The sequence below is a fragment of the Mycolicibacterium pyrenivorans genome (assembly GCF_025821625.1).
Classification (GTDB): Bacteria; Actinomycetota; Actinomycetes; order Mycobacteriales; family Mycobacteriaceae; genus Mycobacterium; species Mycobacterium pyrenivorans.
This window is the reverse complement of the sequence record NZ_JACKSH010000107.1, coordinates 33,205-50,180: the sequence shown is the minus strand read 5'-3', so window position 1 is coordinate 50,180 and position 16,976 is coordinate 33,205. Positions and strand designations below refer to the sequence as shown.

The 16,976-nt window shown below is 67.7% G+C and carries 16 protein-coding genes; 5 read left to right on the top strand and 11 right to left on the bottom strand.

What is annotated here, in order from left to right; translation table 11 throughout:
* Positions 1 to 43 precede the first annotated feature (43 nt).
* Complete coding sequence (locus H7I57_RS13950; RefSeq protein ID WP_264024141.1) at positions 44 to 1,246, top strand: serine/threonine-protein kinase; 1,203 nt, start codon at positions 44 to 46, stop codon at positions 1,244 to 1,246.
* On the opposite strand, the gene H7I57_RS13945 is transcribed toward H7I57_RS13950, so the two are convergent.
* The 3 genes from H7I57_RS13945 to H7I57_RS13935 are packed head-to-tail and all read right to left on the bottom strand — an operon-like array spanning position 1,243 to position 4,351.
* Entirely contained in the window at positions 1,243 to 2,418 is a 1,176-nt protein-coding gene (locus H7I57_RS13945; RefSeq protein WP_264024139.1) for a sulfotransferase family protein, read from the bottom strand. The two genes, H7I57_RS13950 and H7I57_RS13945, sit on opposite strands and share 4 nt — an antisense overlap.
* 1 nt (position 2,419) lies before the next feature.
* Positions 2,420 to 3,220: an SDR family oxidoreductase gene (locus H7I57_RS13940; RefSeq protein ID WP_264024138.1), complete on the bottom strand. Its 801-nt coding sequence runs from the start codon at positions 3,218 to 3,220 to the stop codon at positions 2,420 to 2,422.
* 3 nt (positions 3,221 to 3,223) lie between these two features.
* The gene (locus H7I57_RS13935) at positions 3,224 to 4,351 is read right to left on the bottom strand and encodes a hypothetical protein (protein WP_264024137.1); all 1,128 of its coding nucleotides are present in this window, start codon (positions 4,349 to 4,351) and stop codon (positions 3,224 to 3,226) included.
* A 111-nt stretch (positions 4,352 to 4,462) separates the two neighbouring features.
* Between H7I57_RS13935 and H7I57_RS13930 the strand changes: the two genes are divergently transcribed.
* The gene (locus H7I57_RS13930; RefSeq protein ID WP_264024136.1) at positions 4,463 to 5,374 is read left to right on the top strand and encodes an IclR family transcriptional regulator; all 912 of its coding nucleotides are present in this window, start codon (positions 4,463 to 4,465) and stop codon (positions 5,372 to 5,374) included.
* Here the strand turns inward: H7I57_RS13930 and H7I57_RS13925 are convergent, their stop codons facing one another.
* From H7I57_RS13925 to H7I57_RS13905, 5 genes are all read right to left on the bottom strand, one after another.
* Positions 5,375 to 7,474 (bottom strand): RecQ family ATP-dependent DNA helicase, encoded by a 2,100-nt coding sequence (locus H7I57_RS13925; protein ID WP_264024135.1) that lies wholly within the window; start codon positions 7,472 to 7,474, stop codon positions 5,375 to 5,377.
* 83 nt (positions 7,475 to 7,557) lie between these two features.
* Positions 7,558 to 8,043, bottom strand: coding sequence for a heme-binding protein (locus H7I57_RS13920; protein ID WP_264024134.1), 486 nt, complete (start codon positions 8,041 to 8,043; stop codon positions 7,558 to 7,560).
* A 164-nt stretch (positions 8,044 to 8,207) separates the two neighbouring features.
* On the bottom strand, positions 8,208 to 9,251 hold the full coding sequence (dmpG, locus tag H7I57_RS13915) for a 4-hydroxy-2-oxovalerate aldolase (RefSeq protein ID WP_264024133.1): 1,044 nt from the start codon (positions 9,249 to 9,251) through the stop codon (positions 8,208 to 8,210).
* The gene (locus H7I57_RS13910; protein WP_264024132.1) at positions 9,248 to 10,174 is read right to left on the bottom strand and encodes an acetaldehyde dehydrogenase (acetylating); all 927 of its coding nucleotides are present in this window, start codon (positions 10,172 to 10,174) and stop codon (positions 9,248 to 9,250) included. Before H7I57_RS13910 ends, dmpG begins: the two co-directional genes overlap by 4 nt.
* A 13-nt stretch (positions 10,175 to 10,187) precedes the next feature.
* Positions 10,188 to 10,973 (bottom strand): 2-keto-4-pentenoate hydratase, encoded by a 786-nt coding sequence (locus tag H7I57_RS13905; RefSeq protein ID WP_264024131.1) that lies wholly within the window; start codon positions 10,971 to 10,973, stop codon positions 10,188 to 10,190.
* A gap of 73 nt (positions 10,974 to 11,046) precedes the next feature.
* Here H7I57_RS13905 and kstD point away from each other — a divergent pair, with 73 nt between their 5' ends.
* The gene (gene kstD / locus H7I57_RS13900) at positions 11,047 to 12,765 is read left to right on the top strand and encodes a 3-oxosteroid 1-dehydrogenase (RefSeq protein WP_264024130.1); all 1,719 of its coding nucleotides are present in this window, start codon (positions 11,047 to 11,049) and stop codon (positions 12,763 to 12,765) included.
* Between the two features lie 2 nt (positions 12,766 to 12,767).
* Positions 12,768 to 13,640, top strand: coding sequence for an enoyl-CoA hydratase ChsH3 (gene chsH3, locus H7I57_RS13895; RefSeq protein WP_264024129.1), 873 nt, complete (start codon positions 12,768 to 12,770; stop codon positions 13,638 to 13,640).
* A 6-nt stretch (positions 13,641 to 13,646) separates the two neighbouring features.
* On the opposite strand, the gene H7I57_RS13890 is transcribed toward chsH3, so the two are convergent.
* The gene (locus tag H7I57_RS13890) at positions 13,647 to 14,114 is read right to left on the bottom strand and encodes a hypothetical protein (protein WP_264024128.1); all 468 of its coding nucleotides are present in this window, start codon (positions 14,112 to 14,114) and stop codon (positions 13,647 to 13,649) included.
* A 207-nt stretch (positions 14,115 to 14,321) separates the two neighbouring features.
* On the opposite strand from H7I57_RS13890, the gene H7I57_RS13885 reads away from it, so the two are divergent.
* Complete coding sequence (locus tag H7I57_RS13885) at positions 14,322 to 15,206, top strand: MPT63 family protein (RefSeq protein ID WP_264024127.1); 885 nt, start codon at positions 14,322 to 14,324, stop codon at positions 15,204 to 15,206.
* A gap of 16 nt (positions 15,207 to 15,222) precedes the next feature.
* On the opposite strand, the gene H7I57_RS13880 is transcribed toward H7I57_RS13885, so the two are convergent.
* Entirely contained in the window at positions 15,223 to 15,924 is a 702-nt protein-coding gene (locus H7I57_RS13880) for a hypothetical protein (protein WP_264024125.1), read from the bottom strand.
* Positions 15,921 to 16,175 (bottom strand): hypothetical protein, encoded by a 255-nt coding sequence (locus tag H7I57_RS13875; protein ID WP_264024124.1) that lies wholly within the window; start codon positions 16,173 to 16,175, stop codon positions 15,921 to 15,923. Before H7I57_RS13875 ends, H7I57_RS13880 begins: the two co-directional genes overlap by 4 nt.
* Positions 16,176 to 16,976: the final 801 nt, after the last annotated feature.

Below are 16,976 nucleotides of genomic sequence, written 5' to 3'. Positions count from 1 at the left end.
CGACCTGAACCCGGACTGCGTTAGCCATCGTTAGGCCGGCGTGATGATTGCCGGCCGATACCGGCTGGGCGACGCGCTCGGCTGTGGTGGGATGGCCGAAGTGCGCGACGGGTGGGACACCCACCTCGATCGCCCGGTCGCCGTCAAACTGCTGCATCCGGTCCTGGGCAGCCAACCGGAGATGCGTACGCGCTTTCGCGACGAGGCCCGTGCCGCCGCCTCGTTGAATCACCCCAACATCGTCTCGGTGTACGACAGCGGTGAACACGACGGTGTGCCGTTCATCGTGATGGAGCGGTTGCCGGGAACCTCGCTGGCGGACGAGATCGCCCGGGGACCGCTGGCGCAGGAACGGCTCCGCGGCGTGCTCGACAACGTGCTCGGCGCACTGCATGCCGCACACAGTGCGCGCATCCTGCATCGCGACATCAAACCCGGCAACATCCTGCACGCCGTTTCCGGTGACACGGTCAAGCTCGCGGACTTCGGGATCGCCAAGGCGCTCGATGCAGGCAACTTCACCAGAACCGGCGAGGTGCTGGGAACCATGGCCTACCTGAGCCCCGAGCGGATCGCCGGGGCGCCGGCGTCGATCGCCGACGACTTGTACGCGGTCGGCGTCGTCGGCTTCGAATCGCTGGCCGGGCGTCCGCGGTTCAGCCACGGCAATGCCGCCGCGCTGGCACACGCGATCATGACCGACCGACCACCGCCGGTGTCCGCCGTGCGGCCCGATGTGGAACCGTCGCTGGCCGCCGTGGTCGAACGCGCCATGGCGCCCGTCCCGACCGAGCGGTTCGACGCGGCGGCGGACATGCTCGCGGCGCTGCAGGGACGTCCGATCGCCGCACCCGCGGCGACGATGGTGCAGGGCGCGCCGGTGCGGACGCCGACCAAGGTGATGGAGATGCCGCCGCACCTGCAGCCCGTCTCGCTGGCCTATGTGCCGCCGGCGCCGAACCGGGCCTCGCGCCGGACCAAGGTGCTGGCGGCCGCCGGTATCGGTGTCGTCGCGGCAGTCGCGGCAGTCGCGGCGACGATCATCGTCGCAGCGTCCCAGTCGCCGCCGACACCTGCCGTGTCGGTTCCCGAGCCGACGACGAGCAGCCCGGCGCCGGCGCCGACACCCGTCGTCAGCACGCCCCCACCCGTGATCGAACAGGCCCCGCCGGTGAAGCCGAAACCCGGCAACGGGCGAGGAAATGGAAACGGGAACGGCAAGAAGGACAAGAAGGACGACGACTAGGCCGAAGGCCAGCGACGCTCCAGGCCGCTGAACCGCTCCCGGACCTGTTCGCCGGTCAGCCCGTAATCGGCCAGTGAGTAGGTGTGCTTCGGTGCGCGCGGGCCCTGCTTGCTCTGCGCGTGGGTGGCCGTCATCGCGTCCCTGGCGGCGTCGGTCCATTCGATGCCGAAATGGCTGTAGACCCCCTCCACGGTGGCGATCGGGTCCCTGATCAACGCGAAGTAGTCCAGATCGTAGAACTGTGCCGGATCATGCTTGGCGCGTTCGGCATTGAACAACTCGAGGCCCCGCGACCATGTCTCCATCGAGTCGGCGCCGATGACGTCCCCGACGAACGTGTTCGACCAGCCCTCGGTGGTGTGTTGGGCCAGCGAGCACATCGACGCCATGATGGTCTCGGCGGGCCGGTGACACTGCACCACCAGGGCATCCGGGTAGGTTGCCATCAGCGCGTCCAACGCGAAGAGATGGCTCGGGTTCTTCAGCACCCAGCGCTTTTCGGCGTCGTTGAGGCCGATCAGTTGCAGGTTCTTGCGGTGGCGTTGATAGGGCTTGGTCCAATCCTGCCGGGCCAGCCATTGGGAGTACGTCGGCAGATGCGCGAGCGTCTCGTAGGAGACCGAGTGCAGCGACTGGCGCAGCAGCTGCCAGCACTCCTCCACCTCGTCGGCGGTCATGTAGTGCAATCCGGTGTAGTCCGGGTTCTCCTCGTGCGCCTTGGTGAACTGCGCGTCGATCTGCGTGAAAACCGGGTTCTGCGACCAGGTCTCGCGGGGCGGACGCGGTTGGGGGAACTCCGCGAGCCACAGCTCCAGACCCTGGTGCCGCGGATCGGCGGCGAGCAGCCGGTGGATGGCCGTCGTACCCGTGCGCGGCAGGCCGGTGACGAAGATCGGCCGCTCGATGGGGACCTCGGCGTGCTGAGGGTATTGCTTGAACGCAGCCTCGGACACGAGCCGCGCCACCAAGGCGTTTCGCGCGAAGAACCGCTGCATCTTGCTGCCGATCTCGGTGAGGTCGGCGTCGCGCGCGTAGGAATCCAGCAACACCGCGAGCGCCTCGCGGTAGTTGTCGTCGTCGGTTCCGAAATCGTCGAGGCCGCACGCCTTCGTGGCCGAGGCGTGCAGGTCCTCGACGGTTCCCACATTGGTCCTCGCGGTGTGAGCACTCATGTCAGGCCTTGAACTCCCCGCAGTTGACGTCGAGCGCCTGGCCGGTGATACCGCTGGACAGGTCGCTGGCCATGAACAGGATCGCCGAGGCGACTTCGTCCTCGGTGGGCAGGCGCTTCAGATCGCTGTTGACCGCGGCGGCCTTGTAGATCTCCTCGACGGTGGTGCCGTACTTGCCCGCCTGGTGCTGGAAGTATCCCTGCAGCGTGCCGCCCCAGATATAACCGGGCAGAACGGAATTCACCCGGATACCTTGAGGGCCGAGTTCACTGGCCAGTGACTGCGACATGGCCAGCAGCGCCGACTTGGCCATCTTGTACGCACCCTGCTTGGGGTCCGAGTGCCGGACCACCATCGAATTGACGTTCACCACAGAGCCTTTCGACTCGGTCAGGGCCGGGGTGAATCCCTGGATGAGGCGCAGCGCACCGAGGACGGTGAGTTCGATGGTCTCGCGGATGTGCTCGAACGACGTGTTGGCGAAGGGCTTCATGGAGGGCACCCGAAACGCGTTGTTGATCAGGACATCGACCTTGCCGTACGCGTTGAGCGACTCCTCGATCAGGTTGTTCACCTGCGCCTCGTCGGTGATGTCCGTGCCGACGGACAGCGCGCGCCTTCCGAGACCGGTGATCTGCTCGGCGACGTCGTCGAGCCGCTCCACGGTGCGAGCGGCCAGCACCAGATCGGCGCCGGCCTCGGCGCACCGCCGCGCGAGCGTGGTGCCCAGCGCCGGCCCGACACCGCTGATCACCACGACCTTGTCCTTCAACAGCCCGCTGGAGCCCTCGGAACCGGCCATGTCCTAACCCACCATTCTCTCGCCTATTTGCTTCTGACGTAACGCGATCCGCGCTCGCCAGTCCTCTTCGGAGATCTTGTTCGACTCGTAGTACGGCAGTGCCCCGGCAACGTCGTCGATGCCGACGAGCTCGACCGTCGGACCGTCGGCGGCGGTGAGCTCGCGGGAGACCCGCTGCCAGCGGAACTGCAGGAAACCCTTGCGGTGCCTCAGCGTCTCGACCCAGTTGGTGACGCCCGGGTTCCTGTCGGACACCACGATGCGGATCTTGTCGTCCGGATCCGCTTGCGCCTGAGTGCCGTTCAGCGAGGTCTGGTGGTTGATGTAGTCCAGCGAGATGTACCACAGGCTGCCCAGCTGGAAGCCGAGATACGGTGCGTCGGTGACCGGCAGCGTGATGATGAGCGCCTGGTCGTCGGCCAGGTCGAACTGGCCGGCCGACGAGTACTGGGTGGCCAGCCCACCGGGTGTGAGGCGCGGCGGCACCATCGTGTTGGCCGGGCTGTCGGTGTAGAACCACTGCGGGAACTGCAGCCATGTCTTGACGCGCTGCACCAACTGCTTGCCGGCCACCGCGTACCGCTTCTCGATGAGTTCCTTGGTCAGCGGTGGCGGCGCGGTGCCTGCGGTGTCGGTGCGCGCGATCGCGAAGGTGCCGCGTTGTGCGGACCAGTCGTTGTACACCTCGCGGATCACCAGCTGCGACGGACTGGGTGGCGTGAAACGCCACTCGAAGGTGCCGTCGGCGGCGATGTCGAGCTTGCGGTCGTCGAACGCCGTCTCGCTGTCGGGCACGTTGTCGTCGGTGTACTCACCGCCCAGCAGCTGGAAGCTCACGTCGGTGGTGGTGCCCCGCTTGCCGGTGACGACGTATTCGTGACCGGGCTGCACGCGGGTGCCGAAGTACATCGTGTCGGGGTTGTCCAACCCCATCTTGGTGAACGGACCGGTGCCGCTGTGGAGAAACGGGTGGTCACGGTCGTAGTCGAAGGCGACGTGCGTGCACGCCGCGATACAACCGGCGAGGTACTGCAGACCCTCGAGCAGATCCGCCTCGGACTCGATGAAGGGTGCTTCGGCGACGAGGCGCTCGGCCTCGGCGACGGCGTCGGCCAGCGGCTGGGAGTACATCCGGGTAATCGCCTCTCACTGTCCAGTGCGGTCCAATATTGGACCGAGCTGGTAGACTTTCCGCCCTGACAGTAGAACGCGTTCTAATTCGAGTCAACGGGCGGCGGGAGCATGCGGCAACCGGACAGCGCAGGCAGGACGTCGCCACCCACCGAGCGCGTCGTGGCCGTCCTCGACTTCCTGGCCGAGCACCCGCACGACGGATTCGGCCTCTCGGAACTGGCCCGCCGCCTCGGGATGAGCAAGCCGACGTGCCTCGGCATCGTCACAACACTCACCGACGCGCGCTACCTGGTCCGCGACGCCCACGACAAGACGTATCGGGTTGGGCCGAGACTGATTTCGCTCGGCCACACCGCACAGGAGTCCATGCGGGTCAACCCCGCGGCGCGCACGGAACTGCGTCGGCTGTCGGCGATGTACGGCACCACGGCCGCGCTTTCCGCGGTGATCGACGACCGCATCACCCTGCTCGAACTCGTCGGGCCCCCCGGCGCGGACGTCGGCGTCCAGGTGGGCCAGAGCTATCCCTTCGCTCCGCCGGTGGGGCTGATGTTCGTGCTGTGGGACGACGACGCGTTGCGCGACTGGCTGGCCAAGGAGCCCACCATCCCGCTGCGCACCGACACCGAACACCTCGACCGCGTGATCGCCGCGTGCCGGGCCGACGGCCATCTCGTCGAACGGCTGACCCCCGGTGGTCGTCGGCTGTACTCGCTGATGGCGGGGATGTCGAGCAACCTGCCCGACGAATTACGGGCGCTGCTGGGCGAATTGGTGTCCGACATCGGTGAGCGGGTGTACCTGCGCTCCGAGACCGAAGGACGCCGCCGCGGTGCCCGTTCGGACATCAGCGTGATCTCCGCGCCCGTCTACGACCACCACCAACGGCAGGTCATGGTCGCGTCCATGCACGTCGGCGAATCGTTGACCGACCGCGAGATCTCCGAACGCGCGCGCTCCCTGATGGCGACGGCCGACGCGGTGACCGCCCAACTCGGGGGCGCGAAACCGCGACGTTAGTCAGCTGGTTCCGGCCAGCGCGAAGGGAAGCACCGCGGGCGCCCCCGCGGCGCGCACCACCCGCGAGGCCATCGTCAGCGTCCAGCCGGTGTCGGTCATGTCGTCGACCAGGAGCACCGGCCCGCCCGCCGCGCGGATCGGGCCCTCATCCGGCGCCGACCACGACCCGTGCAGTGCCGCGACCCGGTAGGCCGAGTTCACGGCGGTCACCTGCCGACGCTCGGGTGCGTACCGCAGCGTGCCGAGATCGGTGAGCCGGCCCAGCTCGGCCAGCTTCCGGGCCAGCGACGAGATCAGCAGCGGATGGGCGTGCGAGTCCAGCGCCATCACCGCGGTCGGCCGCTCGGCCCAGTCCCAGGACGCCAGCACCTTCACCGCCGCCGCAACGACGTCGTCGGACACCTCGGCGTCGGGTTCGTCGAGCAGCCTGCGCAACCGGGCGCCCCAACCCAGGTCGGTCAACCGGCCGATGACGCGCCCCGGCTCCGGGCCGTCAGTGATCCGGCCGGTGAGTTCGACGCCGAGCTTGGCCATGCCCGACGGCCACTGCTTGCGCGCCGCGATCTCCACTCCCGGTCGCATGAGCCGCTGCCGCGCGTCCTCGGCGGCGCCGGCATCGACCTCGCCGCCGAAGCGGGTGCCGGTGCAGTTGTCGCACCGGCCGCAGCGCTCGTCCTCGCCGAGGTCGGGATCGTCGAGTTGGCGGCGCAGGAACGCCATCCGGCACCCGTCGGTGGCCTGGTAGTCGAGCATGGCCTGCTGCTCGCGCCTGCGGGCCTCGTCGAGGGTGCGGTAGCGCGGCTCGTCGTACTCCCACGGCGCACCGGTGCCGATCCAGCCGCCCTTGACCCGGCGCACCGCCCCGTCGACGTCGAGCACCTTCAGCACCATCTCCAGGCGGGAGCGCCCGAGATCGACCAACGGCTCCAGCGCGGGCGTCGACTGCGGCCGTTGCGGCTCGAGGGCACCGATCACGTTGCGCACCATGGCTTCCGAGGGGAAGGCCACCGAGGAGAAGTAGCGCCACACGTCCTGGTCCTCACGTCCGGGCAGCAGGATCACCTCGGCGCTCGCCGTCGATCTGCCCGCGCGGCCGACCTGCTGGTAGTAGGCGATCGGAGAGGACGGCGCGCCCAGGTGGACGACGAAGCCGAGGTCGGGCTTGTCGAAGCCCATGCCCAACGCCGACGTGGCGATGAGCGCCTTGACCCGGTTGGCCAACAGATCCGCCTCGAGCTGCTCGCGTTCCACCGCCTCGGTGGCACCGGTGTAGGCCGCGACCTGGTGGCCGTGCTCACGCAACAGCGCGGCGATGTCATGGGCCTGCGCAACGGTCAACGTGTACACGATTCCGCAGCCGGGAAGGGAATCGATATGTGTCGCAAGCCAAGCCGCGCGCTGTGCCGGGTTGCCCGCCGTCACCACCGACAGCCGCAGCGACTCCCGGTCGAGTCCACCCCGCAGCACCAGCGTGCCGTCCCCGGCCTCGGAGCCGCCGACACCCAACTGGGCGGCGATATCGGCGACCACGCGGTCGTTGGCGGTGGCGGTGGTGGCCAGCACGGGGACGTCGGTGCCGAGTTCGGCGATGAGCGTGCGGATGCGCCGGTAGTCGGGACGGAAGTCGTGGCCCCAGTCCGACACGCAGTGCGCCTCGTCCACCACGACAAGCCCGGCGTCGCGGGCGAGTGCGGGAAGCACCTCGTCACGAAAGTCCGGATTGTTCAACCGTTCCGGGCTGACCAACAGCACGTCGAGTTCGCCGCCGCGCACCCGTTCGTGGATGTCGGACCACTCCGCGACGTTGCTCGAGTTGATGGTGGCGGCGTGCACGCCCGCGCGGTCCGCGGCGGCCACCTGGTTGCGCATCAGCGCCAGCAGCGGCGACACGATGACCGTGGCCCCGCGTCCCTCCTCGCGCAGCAGCTTGGCGGCGATGAAGTAGACGGCCGACTTCCCCCATCCGGTGCGCTGGACGACGAGTGCTCGGCGACGGTGCACGACCAGCGCCTCGATGGCCGTCCACTGGTCGTCGCGGAGTCGGGCGTCGGGGCCTGCCAGTTGGTCGAGGATCGCCTGCGCGTCCGCTCGTGTCGCCATGCCCCCATCGTGCCCGAACGCACTTGCCGTGCCTGCGCCGAAGCGCGGGCACGGCAAGCGGTGTTGCTACGTGATCACCGGCATCAGGTGGCCGGGATCTCCTCCATCACAGGACCCTCAGGAACCTCGGCCGTATCGGGAGTCACCGGAGCCGGCTCGGTGCCGCTCCAGACGGCCTGGGCCACCGGTGTCGGGACCAGCTTCAGATTGCACTCGGTCTGCAGCGCGCTGACCGGCTGGTGGATCGCCTTCAGCTGCTCCTCGACCTGCGGGTTCTGCGCGAAGAATGCGCGGTAGGCGACCTCCGCCTCGGGCTGCGGCTGCGACGAGATCGCCGACAGCGCCTCGTTGGTCTGCGGATTCGCCGTCAGGTAGGCGCCCTCGGACGCGGTGGCGGCGCTCACGGTCCCTGCCACGGCACTGGCCGAGCAGTTGGGGCCCGGGGCCGGAGCAGGAGCCGGTTGAGCATTGGCGACCGGCGCGATGATCGCCGCCGACCCGAAGGCGAGCAGGCCGCCGGCGAACATGCCGAACAGGCCGCGGCGCACTGTGGTAGCGGACGGGTTCATGAAAAATCACTCCTCTGGGACGTGATGTGTTTTCACGATCAGTTGATCGCACCCCGAGGCCTAGCCGGTCCGCGCGCAACCCAAACGCCCGACGGGCTTCACCGGTGGTCGGCCGCACGGCATAGCCGCAGGCCAGACCGGCCGTCGGGCGATCTCAGAAAAATCTAGGCGGAGGCGTCCATCTCCCGCTTGATCTCCAGCGCGATTTCGATCAGCTGGTCCTCCTGGCCGCCGATCAGCTTGCGTTGCCCGGCGCGGTGCAGCAGCTTGTGCGCGGGCACCCCGTAGCGCTCGGACTGCCGGATGGCGTGCTTCAGGAAGCTCGAATACACCCCGGAATAGCCCATGATCAGCGCATTGCGGTCCAGCAGGCACTCGGCGGGCATGGCTGGGGCGACCACCTCTTCGGCAGCGTCGGCGATATCGAAGAAGTCGATGCCGGTCTTTACGCCGATCTTGTCGAACACCCCGATGAGCGCCTCGACCGGCGCGTTACCGGCACCCGCACCGAACCGGCGGCACGAGCCGTCGATCTGCTTGGCCCCGGCGCGCACGGCCTCGATCGAGTTGGCCACGCCGAGCCCGAGGTTCTCATGCCCGTGAAAGCCCACCTGGGCGTCGTCGCCCAGTTCGGCGACCAGCGCGGCCACCCGGTCGCGAACCCCCTCGAGCACCAGCGCACCGGCGGAGTCGACGACGTAGACGCACTGGCAGCCGGCGTCGGCCATGATGCGGGCCTGGGCGGCGAGCTTCTCCGGCGGGATGGTGTGGCTCATCATCAGGAAGCCGACGGTCTCCAACCCGAGCTCGCGGGCCAGCCCGAAGTGCTGGATCGAGACGTCGGCCTCGGTGCAGTGGGTGGCGATCCGGCAGATCGAACCGCCGTTGTTCTGCGCCTCCTTGATGTCCTCCTTGGTGCCGACACCCGGCAGCATCAGGAAAGCGATCTTGGATTCCTTGGCGGTCTCCGCCGCGAGCTTGATCAATTCCTGCTCGGGGGTCTTGGAGAAGCCGTAGTTGAAGCTGGACCCGCCGAGCCCGTCACCGTGGGTGACCTCGATGACCGGCACACCGGCGGCGTCCAGCGCCGCGACGATGGCCCCGACCTCATCCTTGGTGAACTGGTGGCGTTTGTGATGACTGCCGTCGCGCAGCGACGTGTCGGTCATCCGCACATCCCACATCGGGTTGAAGTAGATATCGGTCATGATTGGCCTCCCGATGCGGACAGCGATGCTCCGGCCTTCTCCTTGGCGATCTCCTCGCCCACCTTGGTGGCCGCGGCGGTCATGATGTCCAGGTTTCCAGCGTACGGCGGAAGGTAGTCCCCGGCACCCTCCACTTCGATGAATGTGGTGACGAGCGCCTGCCCGCCCGAATTCATCGACGGGTCGTCGAACTGCGGCTCGTTGAGCAGCCGGTAACCCGGCACATACGTCTGCACCTCGGCGACGACGTCGCGGATCGACTGCGCGATCGCGTCGCGGTCGGCGTCCTCGGGGATCGCGCAGAAGATGGTGTCCCGCATGATCATCGGTGGGTCGGCGGGGTTGAGGATGATGATCGCCTTGCCGCGCCGGGCCCCGCCGATGTTCTGCACGCCTGCGGCGGTGGTCTTGGTGAACTCGTCGATGTTGGCGCGGGTGCCGGGTCCGGCCGACGCCGACGACACCGAGGCCACGATCTCCCCGTACGGAACGTCGACGACGCGGCTCACCGCGTAGACGATCGGGATGGTGGCCTGCCCACCGCAGGTCACCATGTTGACGTTCGGCGCGTCGAGGTGCTCGCGCAGATTCGCCGGAGGTATCACTCCCGGCCCGACGGCGGCAGGCGTCAGGTCGATGGCGCGGATGCCGGCCTCGGCGTAACGGGGCGCCGCGTCGCGGTGCACATAGGCGCTGGTGGCCTCGAACACCATGTCGGGCTTCTCATCAAGGCCGAGCAGCCAGTCCACACCCTCGTGCGAGGTCTCCAACCCGAGCTTGCGGGCGCGGGCCAACCCCTCGCTGCTGGGATCGATACCGATCATCCAGCGCGGCTCGAGCCATTCCGAGCGCAGCAGCTTGTACAGCAGATCGGTGCTGATGTTGCCGGATCCGACGATCGCGACGGATGCCTTGTCAGGCATTGGGTTCTCCCTGTCATTCGAAGCTGAGCTGTACTGAACCTAACCCGGTGAAGTCGGCGACAAAATGGCTGCCGGGAGGTGCATCTATCGCACGGGTGCACGACCCCGGAAGCACGATGTCGCCGGCCTTGAGCCGGACCCCGAACGCCTCCACCTTGCGCGCCAACCACGCGACCGCCGTGACGGGATTGCCCAGCACCGCATCGCTGCGCCCCTCCGCGACCACCTCACCGTTGTTGGTCAGCACGGCGTCGATGGCTCGGATATCTATGTCCTTGGGCGACACCCGCGCCTCGCCGAGCACCCAGCCGGCGGACGAGGCGTTGTCGGCGATCGTGTCGCAGAGCTTGATCTGCCAGTTCGTGATGCGGGTGTCGATCAACTCGATGGCGGGCGCGAACGCCGCCGTCGCGGCGAGCACGTCGTCCTCGGTGCAGCCGGCCCCGGGCAGGTCGTCGGCGAGCACGAACCCGACCTCGACCTCGACCCGCGGATACAGGTAGTTCGCCGACCTCACCGGGCGATCTTCGAAGACCTGCATCTCGTCGAGCAGGTGCCCGTAGTCGGGCTCGTCGACGTTCATCATCTTCTGCATGGCCTCCGACGAGAGACCGACCTTGTGCCCGATGATGCGGGCGCCCTCGGCGACACGCTGCCTGATGTTGATCAGCTGGATCTCGTAGGCGTCGACCACATCGATCTCGGGGTTGGCGTCGGTCAGCGGGGAGATCGGAACCCGGCTGCGCTCGGCCTGGGCCAGGTCAGCGGCAAGCTGCTCACGCACCTCGGAACTGAGCATTTCCGTGAAGTCCCCTCGTTTCGTCGACCGGCACAGTTGTTAGTCGGCCGGGCAATTCTATAACGTGTTCTACATGACTGAGCAGGAGTGCCGGGAGTTTGACGTGGTCGTGGTAGGCAGCGGCGCCGCCGGCATGGTCGCCGCTCTGACCGCTGCCAACCAGGGCCTCTCGACAGTAGTCGTCGAGAAGGCCCCGCACTACGGTGGTTCCACTGCGCGGTCAGGTGGCGGCGTGTGGATCCCGAACAACGAAATCCTCAAGCGTGACGGTGTCAAAGACACTGCCGAGTCAGCCCGCACCTACCTGCACACGATCATCGGCGACGTGGTTCCTGCCGAGAAGATCGACACGTACCTGGACCGCGGGCCGGAGATGCTGTCGTTCGTGCTCAAGCACTCGCCGTTGAAGCTGTGCTGGGTGCCGAACTACTCCGACTACTACCCCGAGACCCCGGGCGGCAAGGCGTCGGGCCGGTCGGTGGAACCCAAGCCGTTCAACGCCAACAAACTGGGCGCCGACCTGCCCGGCCTCGAGCCGCCGTACGGCAAGGTCCCGATGAACATGGTCGTCCTGCAGCAGGATTACGTCCGGCTCAACCAGCTCAAGCGTCATCCGCGCGGTGTGCTGCGCAGCCTGAAGGTGGGCGTGCGCGCGACGTGGGGCAAGGTCACCGGCAAGAACCTCGTCGGCATGGGCCGTGCGCTGATCGCCCCGCTGCGCATCGGCCTGCAGAAGGCCGGCGTGCCGGTGCTGCTCAACACCGCGTTGACCGACCTCTACGTCGAGGGCGGCGTCGTCCGTGGCATCTATGTGCGTCCCGCCGACGCACCGGAAAGCGCCGAGCCGCAACTGATCCGGGCACGCCGCGGCGTGATCCTCGGCTGCGGGGGTTTCGAGCACAACGAGCAGATGCGGGTGAAGTATCAGCGCGCCCCGATCACCACCGAGTGGACGGTCGGCGCCAAGGCCAACACCGGCGACGGAATCCTGGCCGCCGAGAAACTGGGCGCCGCACTCGACGTCATGGAGGACGCGTGGTGGGGCCCGACGGTGCCACTGGTGGACGCGCCCTGGTTCGCACTTTCGGAGCGCAACTCCCCCGGTTCGATCATCGTCAACATGTCGGGCAAGCGGTTCATGAACGAGTCCATGCCCTACGTCGAGGCCTGCCACCACATGTACGGCGGCCAGTACGGACAGGGTCCGGGGCCGGGTGAGAACATCCCCGCCTGGCTGGTGTTCGACCAGCGATACCGTGATCGGTACATCTTCGCGGGACTGCAACCGGGACAGCGGATTCCGAAGAAGTGGATGGAGTCGGGCGTCATCGTCTCGGCCCAGACCTTCGATGAGCTGGCCGCCAAGACCAGCGTGCCCGCCGACGCGTTGAAGTCCACAGTCGACCGGTTCAACGGCTTCGCACGCTCCGGCGTCGACGAGGACTTCAAGCGAGGCGAAAGCGCCTACGACCGCTACTACGGGGATCCCACCAACAAGCCGAACCCCAACCTCGGCGAGATCAGCCACGCGCCGTTCTACGCGGCCAAGATGGTCCCCGGCGACCTGGGCACCAAGGGCGGCGTCGTCACCGACGTGCACGGCCGTGCCCTGCGCGACGACGGCACGATCATCGAGGGTCTCTATGCCGCCGGTAACGTCAGCGCACCGGTGATGGGCCACACCTATCCGGGGCCCGGGGGCACCATCGGCCCCGCGATGACCTTCGGGTATCTTGCGGCACTGCACCTCGCCACCGCCGCGCGAGCGATCGAATCCAACAGAGCGGAATAGCCGTGCCCATCAACCTCGACGAAGCCATCGGCGCTGAACTCGATCCGGTCGAATTCTCCTGGACCAGTAGCGATATCCAGCTCTACCACCTCGGCCTCGGTGCCGGCGGCAACCCGATGGACAAGCGCGAGCTGCGTTACCTGACCGACGACACCCCGCAGGTGCTTCCGACGTTCGGCAACGTCGCGCAGAGTTTCCACATGACCGAGCCACCTGCGGTGAAGTTCCCCGGTATCGACATCGAGCTGAGCAAGGTGCTGCACGCGAGCGAGGCCGTCACCGTGCCGGGGCCGATCCCACCGTCGGGCACCGGCACCGCCGTGACCCGGTTCACCGAGATCTGGGACAAGGGCAAGGCCGCGGTGATCTGGTCGGAGACCACGGTGACGAACCCCGAAGGCGCGCTGCTGTGGACGCAGAAGCGGTCGATCTTCGCCCGCGGTGAAGGCGGGTTCGGCGGCGACCGTGGCCCCTCCGGGTCGTCGGCCGCACCCGACAGGGCGCCCGACCTGGAGCTCTCCATACCGACCTCGCCCCAGCAGGCGCTGCTGTACCGGATGTGCGGGGACCGCAACCCGCTGCACTTTGATCCGGATTTCGCTGCCGCAGCAGGCTTTCCGCGCCCGATCCTGCACGGGTTGTGCACGTACGGCATGACCTGCAAGGCGCTGGTAGACAACCTGCTCGACGGCGATGTCGCCGGGCTGAAGTCCTACGGCGCACGGATGGCGGGCGTGGTCTTCCCCGGCGAGACGCTGCGCGTGAGCGTCTGGAAGAACTCCACTGATCCGCAGGGCGGCTTCAGCGCCGTGGTGACCGCCCCGGACCGCGACGATGCCGTGGCGCTGGCCGGGGTCGAGTTCGTCCCGGCCTGACCCGGCCTACTTGCAGAGCTCCCCGACGCGGGTGGCGCTGGCCTGAGCGTCGTTGAGGCGGCTCGTCTGCGCGGGGTCGTCTCCCGCCATGCCCGCGAGCTGTCCCATCCCGAGGTACTCGAGGTTGTTCGCGAACGCACGCACCGCATCGGACAGGTCGGACGGCACCGCGGCGTCGAGGCGGGACAGCAGGAACTGCCCGCCGCCGAGGGTGGCCAACCGGGCGTTGGCGGCCACCGCCTGCGTGGCCACCCGGTCCTTGCCCAAGTCGGCATTGGTCTGAAGCGACACCGCGTTGCGCACCATGTCGAACGCCGCGCAGACCTCCGCCTTGGCCTCAGCGGTCTGCTCGGCGCCGGCCGCCGGAGCGGCATCCGAGGATGAGCGCACCAGTCCCCAGACCGCGAGAGCCACGGCGATGACGGCTGTTACGAGCGCGGCAGGGGCAATCCAGCCCGGCGTGGTGTCTGACATGGGGCGATCATAGCCCCGACCCCCGTCCGCGCCGCCGCAGGGACGTTTGCCAGGAGTCGCATTTCGCCTGTGGGACAGTCGATTTTCGGTTGCCGACCGCATGACGCTCGACAGGTTCCCGCTGGCTGCGCCCGGCACCGCAGCCGATTTGCTAGTTTCCTCGGGGGGAAACCTCGCTGCTCGCTCAACGAATCCAGGAGGCATCACGTGAAGATCAAGCCGGCAATGACCGCCATGACCGCTGCCGCCGCAGCCGCCCTCGGGGTCGCAGCCGCACCGTTCGCTTCGGCTGACGATGTAGAGGTTCGGACTCTGGGACAGCCGGCCGAACTAGTCAACGGCAGCGTCGTCCAGCACTGGACCGTCACCGGCCTCAAGCCAAGCACCGACACCATCCCGTACCGGCCGGCCGGCACGCTGTGGGAAGCCACCGCGACCGACGAGGCGATCTCGGGTTCGGCCACGCCCATCGTCTCGAACCTCAACGCGCGGGCCCACAACGGCGAGACCTACCGGGTGCTGTTCGGTGTCGCCACCGCGCAGGGTGTCAACCCGTCGACGCTGACGCAGGGCCAGAAGACGAGCGGGAAGATCTACTTCGACGTCACCGGCGAGAAGCCCGACAGCGTCGTCTACAACGCAGGCGGCAACGATCTGCTCCTGTGGGTCGAGCCGCCTCCGGCCCCGGCCACCGGCAGCGGTTCGTCGCAGGCACAGACCTACACTTCGCCTTCGGAGGCCTCGGGCGCCTCGGAAACCGGTGAGGCCCCGGCAGCGGCCGAGACCACCACCCCTGCCCCGGGTGCGGATCCGGCTGCGCAGACGCCGGCAGAGGCCGCTCCCGCTTCCATGCCGACCGCCACGCCGATGCCGGCTGGTAGCTCCGGCACGCCACTGCCGCAAGGAAGCTCGGGCACACCGCTGCCCGAGGGTAGCTCCGGCACACCGCTGCCCGAGGGCGTCGCCCCGGCAGGCGAGGCCGTCCCGACACCGGTGCCCGCCGCCGTCGCTCCGGAGGGCAGCGCGGGCACGCCGCTGCCCGCAGGGGCCGCGCCCACGACAACGATCGTGGTTCCCGCGCCGCCCGCCTGACGGCGGGCTCGGGTCCTCAGGAGTGCGACGCCCACCAGGTGTACAGCTGAACCATGTTCGGCCCCTGGGGTCCTGACTGCACCTCGCTGACCATCAATGCGGCGTCGGTGCTCCACGCGACCGTCGGCTTGCCCTGCTGGAAGCCGCACACCAGCGTGCCCGCCACCTGCTGCGGCGTCGCGTTGCGGCGCCACGGACCCGGGGACTGGATGTTGCCCGGGCAATTCACGACCGAGGAGGCGCTGACCACACCGTCGAACATCGCGCGTAGCGATTCGTCGTCCTTCACCAGGGTGTAGGTGGCCGACAGCGGGCCGCCCGCGTCCGCGTTCCGGGTGCAACTGACCTGTGCCAGGGCGTCTTTCGGCGGCACGACACCTTCACACGCGTCGGGTGCGTAACCCTTCGGGAGCATGCCCATCAACCGGCCTTCCGCCTCCTGCGGCGACTCCGTCTGCGTGGTCGTGGTTGTGACGCCTTCCGACTCCGCGGAGTCATCCGCCGATGGCCAGAACAGCCAGGCGAGCACGCCGAGGGCCACCACCGCCGCCGCCGCCAGCAGCACGACGGGTCTGCGGTCGTTGTGCACCGGGCGCGGATTCACCGACAGCGGCGCGTCGAAACGGCTGTACCCGGGACTTGCAGCCCGTTCCCGCACCTTCTCGAGGTGCAGTGGCCCGGTGCTGGCGTCATCGGGGTCCGGCTCGAGGGAGCTCATCCTGCCAAGGGTAATAGGCGCGCGGCGCCAGAGCCGTTCGCCGGTGGCGTCGGCACCGCAGAGTGGGTATTCGATTTCGCCTCGACCTCAGCGTGATGCGCTCGCACACCACACATCTTCAGCAGTTCGTCGGCGCCGCCATGCGAATACAGCAGAGCGTCCTCACCGCGAATGACCAGATCCCCGCTGTTGAACCACTTTCCGCGAAGGTCTCCCCGGTCGACGCCGCGCGTCTTGGGGACGATGCCCAAGGGACTGCTCTGCTCGCGCTCGCAACGTCGGCGGTGGTTTCACGTCCGTCTTTAGACGCGTCGCGGGTCATCACAGGGTTACCGGCTTGCACCTCGGAATCCGATAGCTGACCTCTCGAATACTGTCGCGCCTTGATCGCGTCGATGATGGGCGGTCGCCGCTTGGGGTCCTCATCCGTGCGGCATCCACGAGATCGCCGCCCCCAGTGTCCGGTGGCAGTTCAGCAGCCGTCATGGTTCGCGACTCACGGACGTAGAGCGCCTTGGGGTCCTCGGCAGGGGCTTACCGACTGCCAGCTCATGGAGTGCTGATATTCGCTAACTATTGCTATAGCAAGTTTCTGCTGTAGGCGACCGAGCCCTCAGTTGCCCTTGCCAGAAATGTACCAGTGTGTGGGGTTTCGGGATAGCACCCGTTGAAGGATCGATCACAGCAAGGAAATCAGATGGAGCGTCTCGGCGCTGAGATGTTGGGCGGTCAACAACCATGTGACCGGCATTTTTGTCGCGCGCCTACCGCAGGAAGCCGTGCCTGCGTTGCACGACCAGTTCGCGAAGAGGGAGGGCCAGCGCGTGATGCACCGTTGTGACAGCCTGCGATTTGCTTGAAATCGAACCTTTACGGTTGACAGTGATTTCAGCAAACTCATAGAATTTGTCTGCTTGCTCTAACCCCAGCGCGGAGTGAGCGTCGGGGAAGGCAGAGGCGATGGTTCGGATGAATAACCGTCGAGGTCGGGGGGCTAGCCGATCCCAGATAGATCCCGCATCCGTTGCATTCGCAAATCTTCATCGGCCACG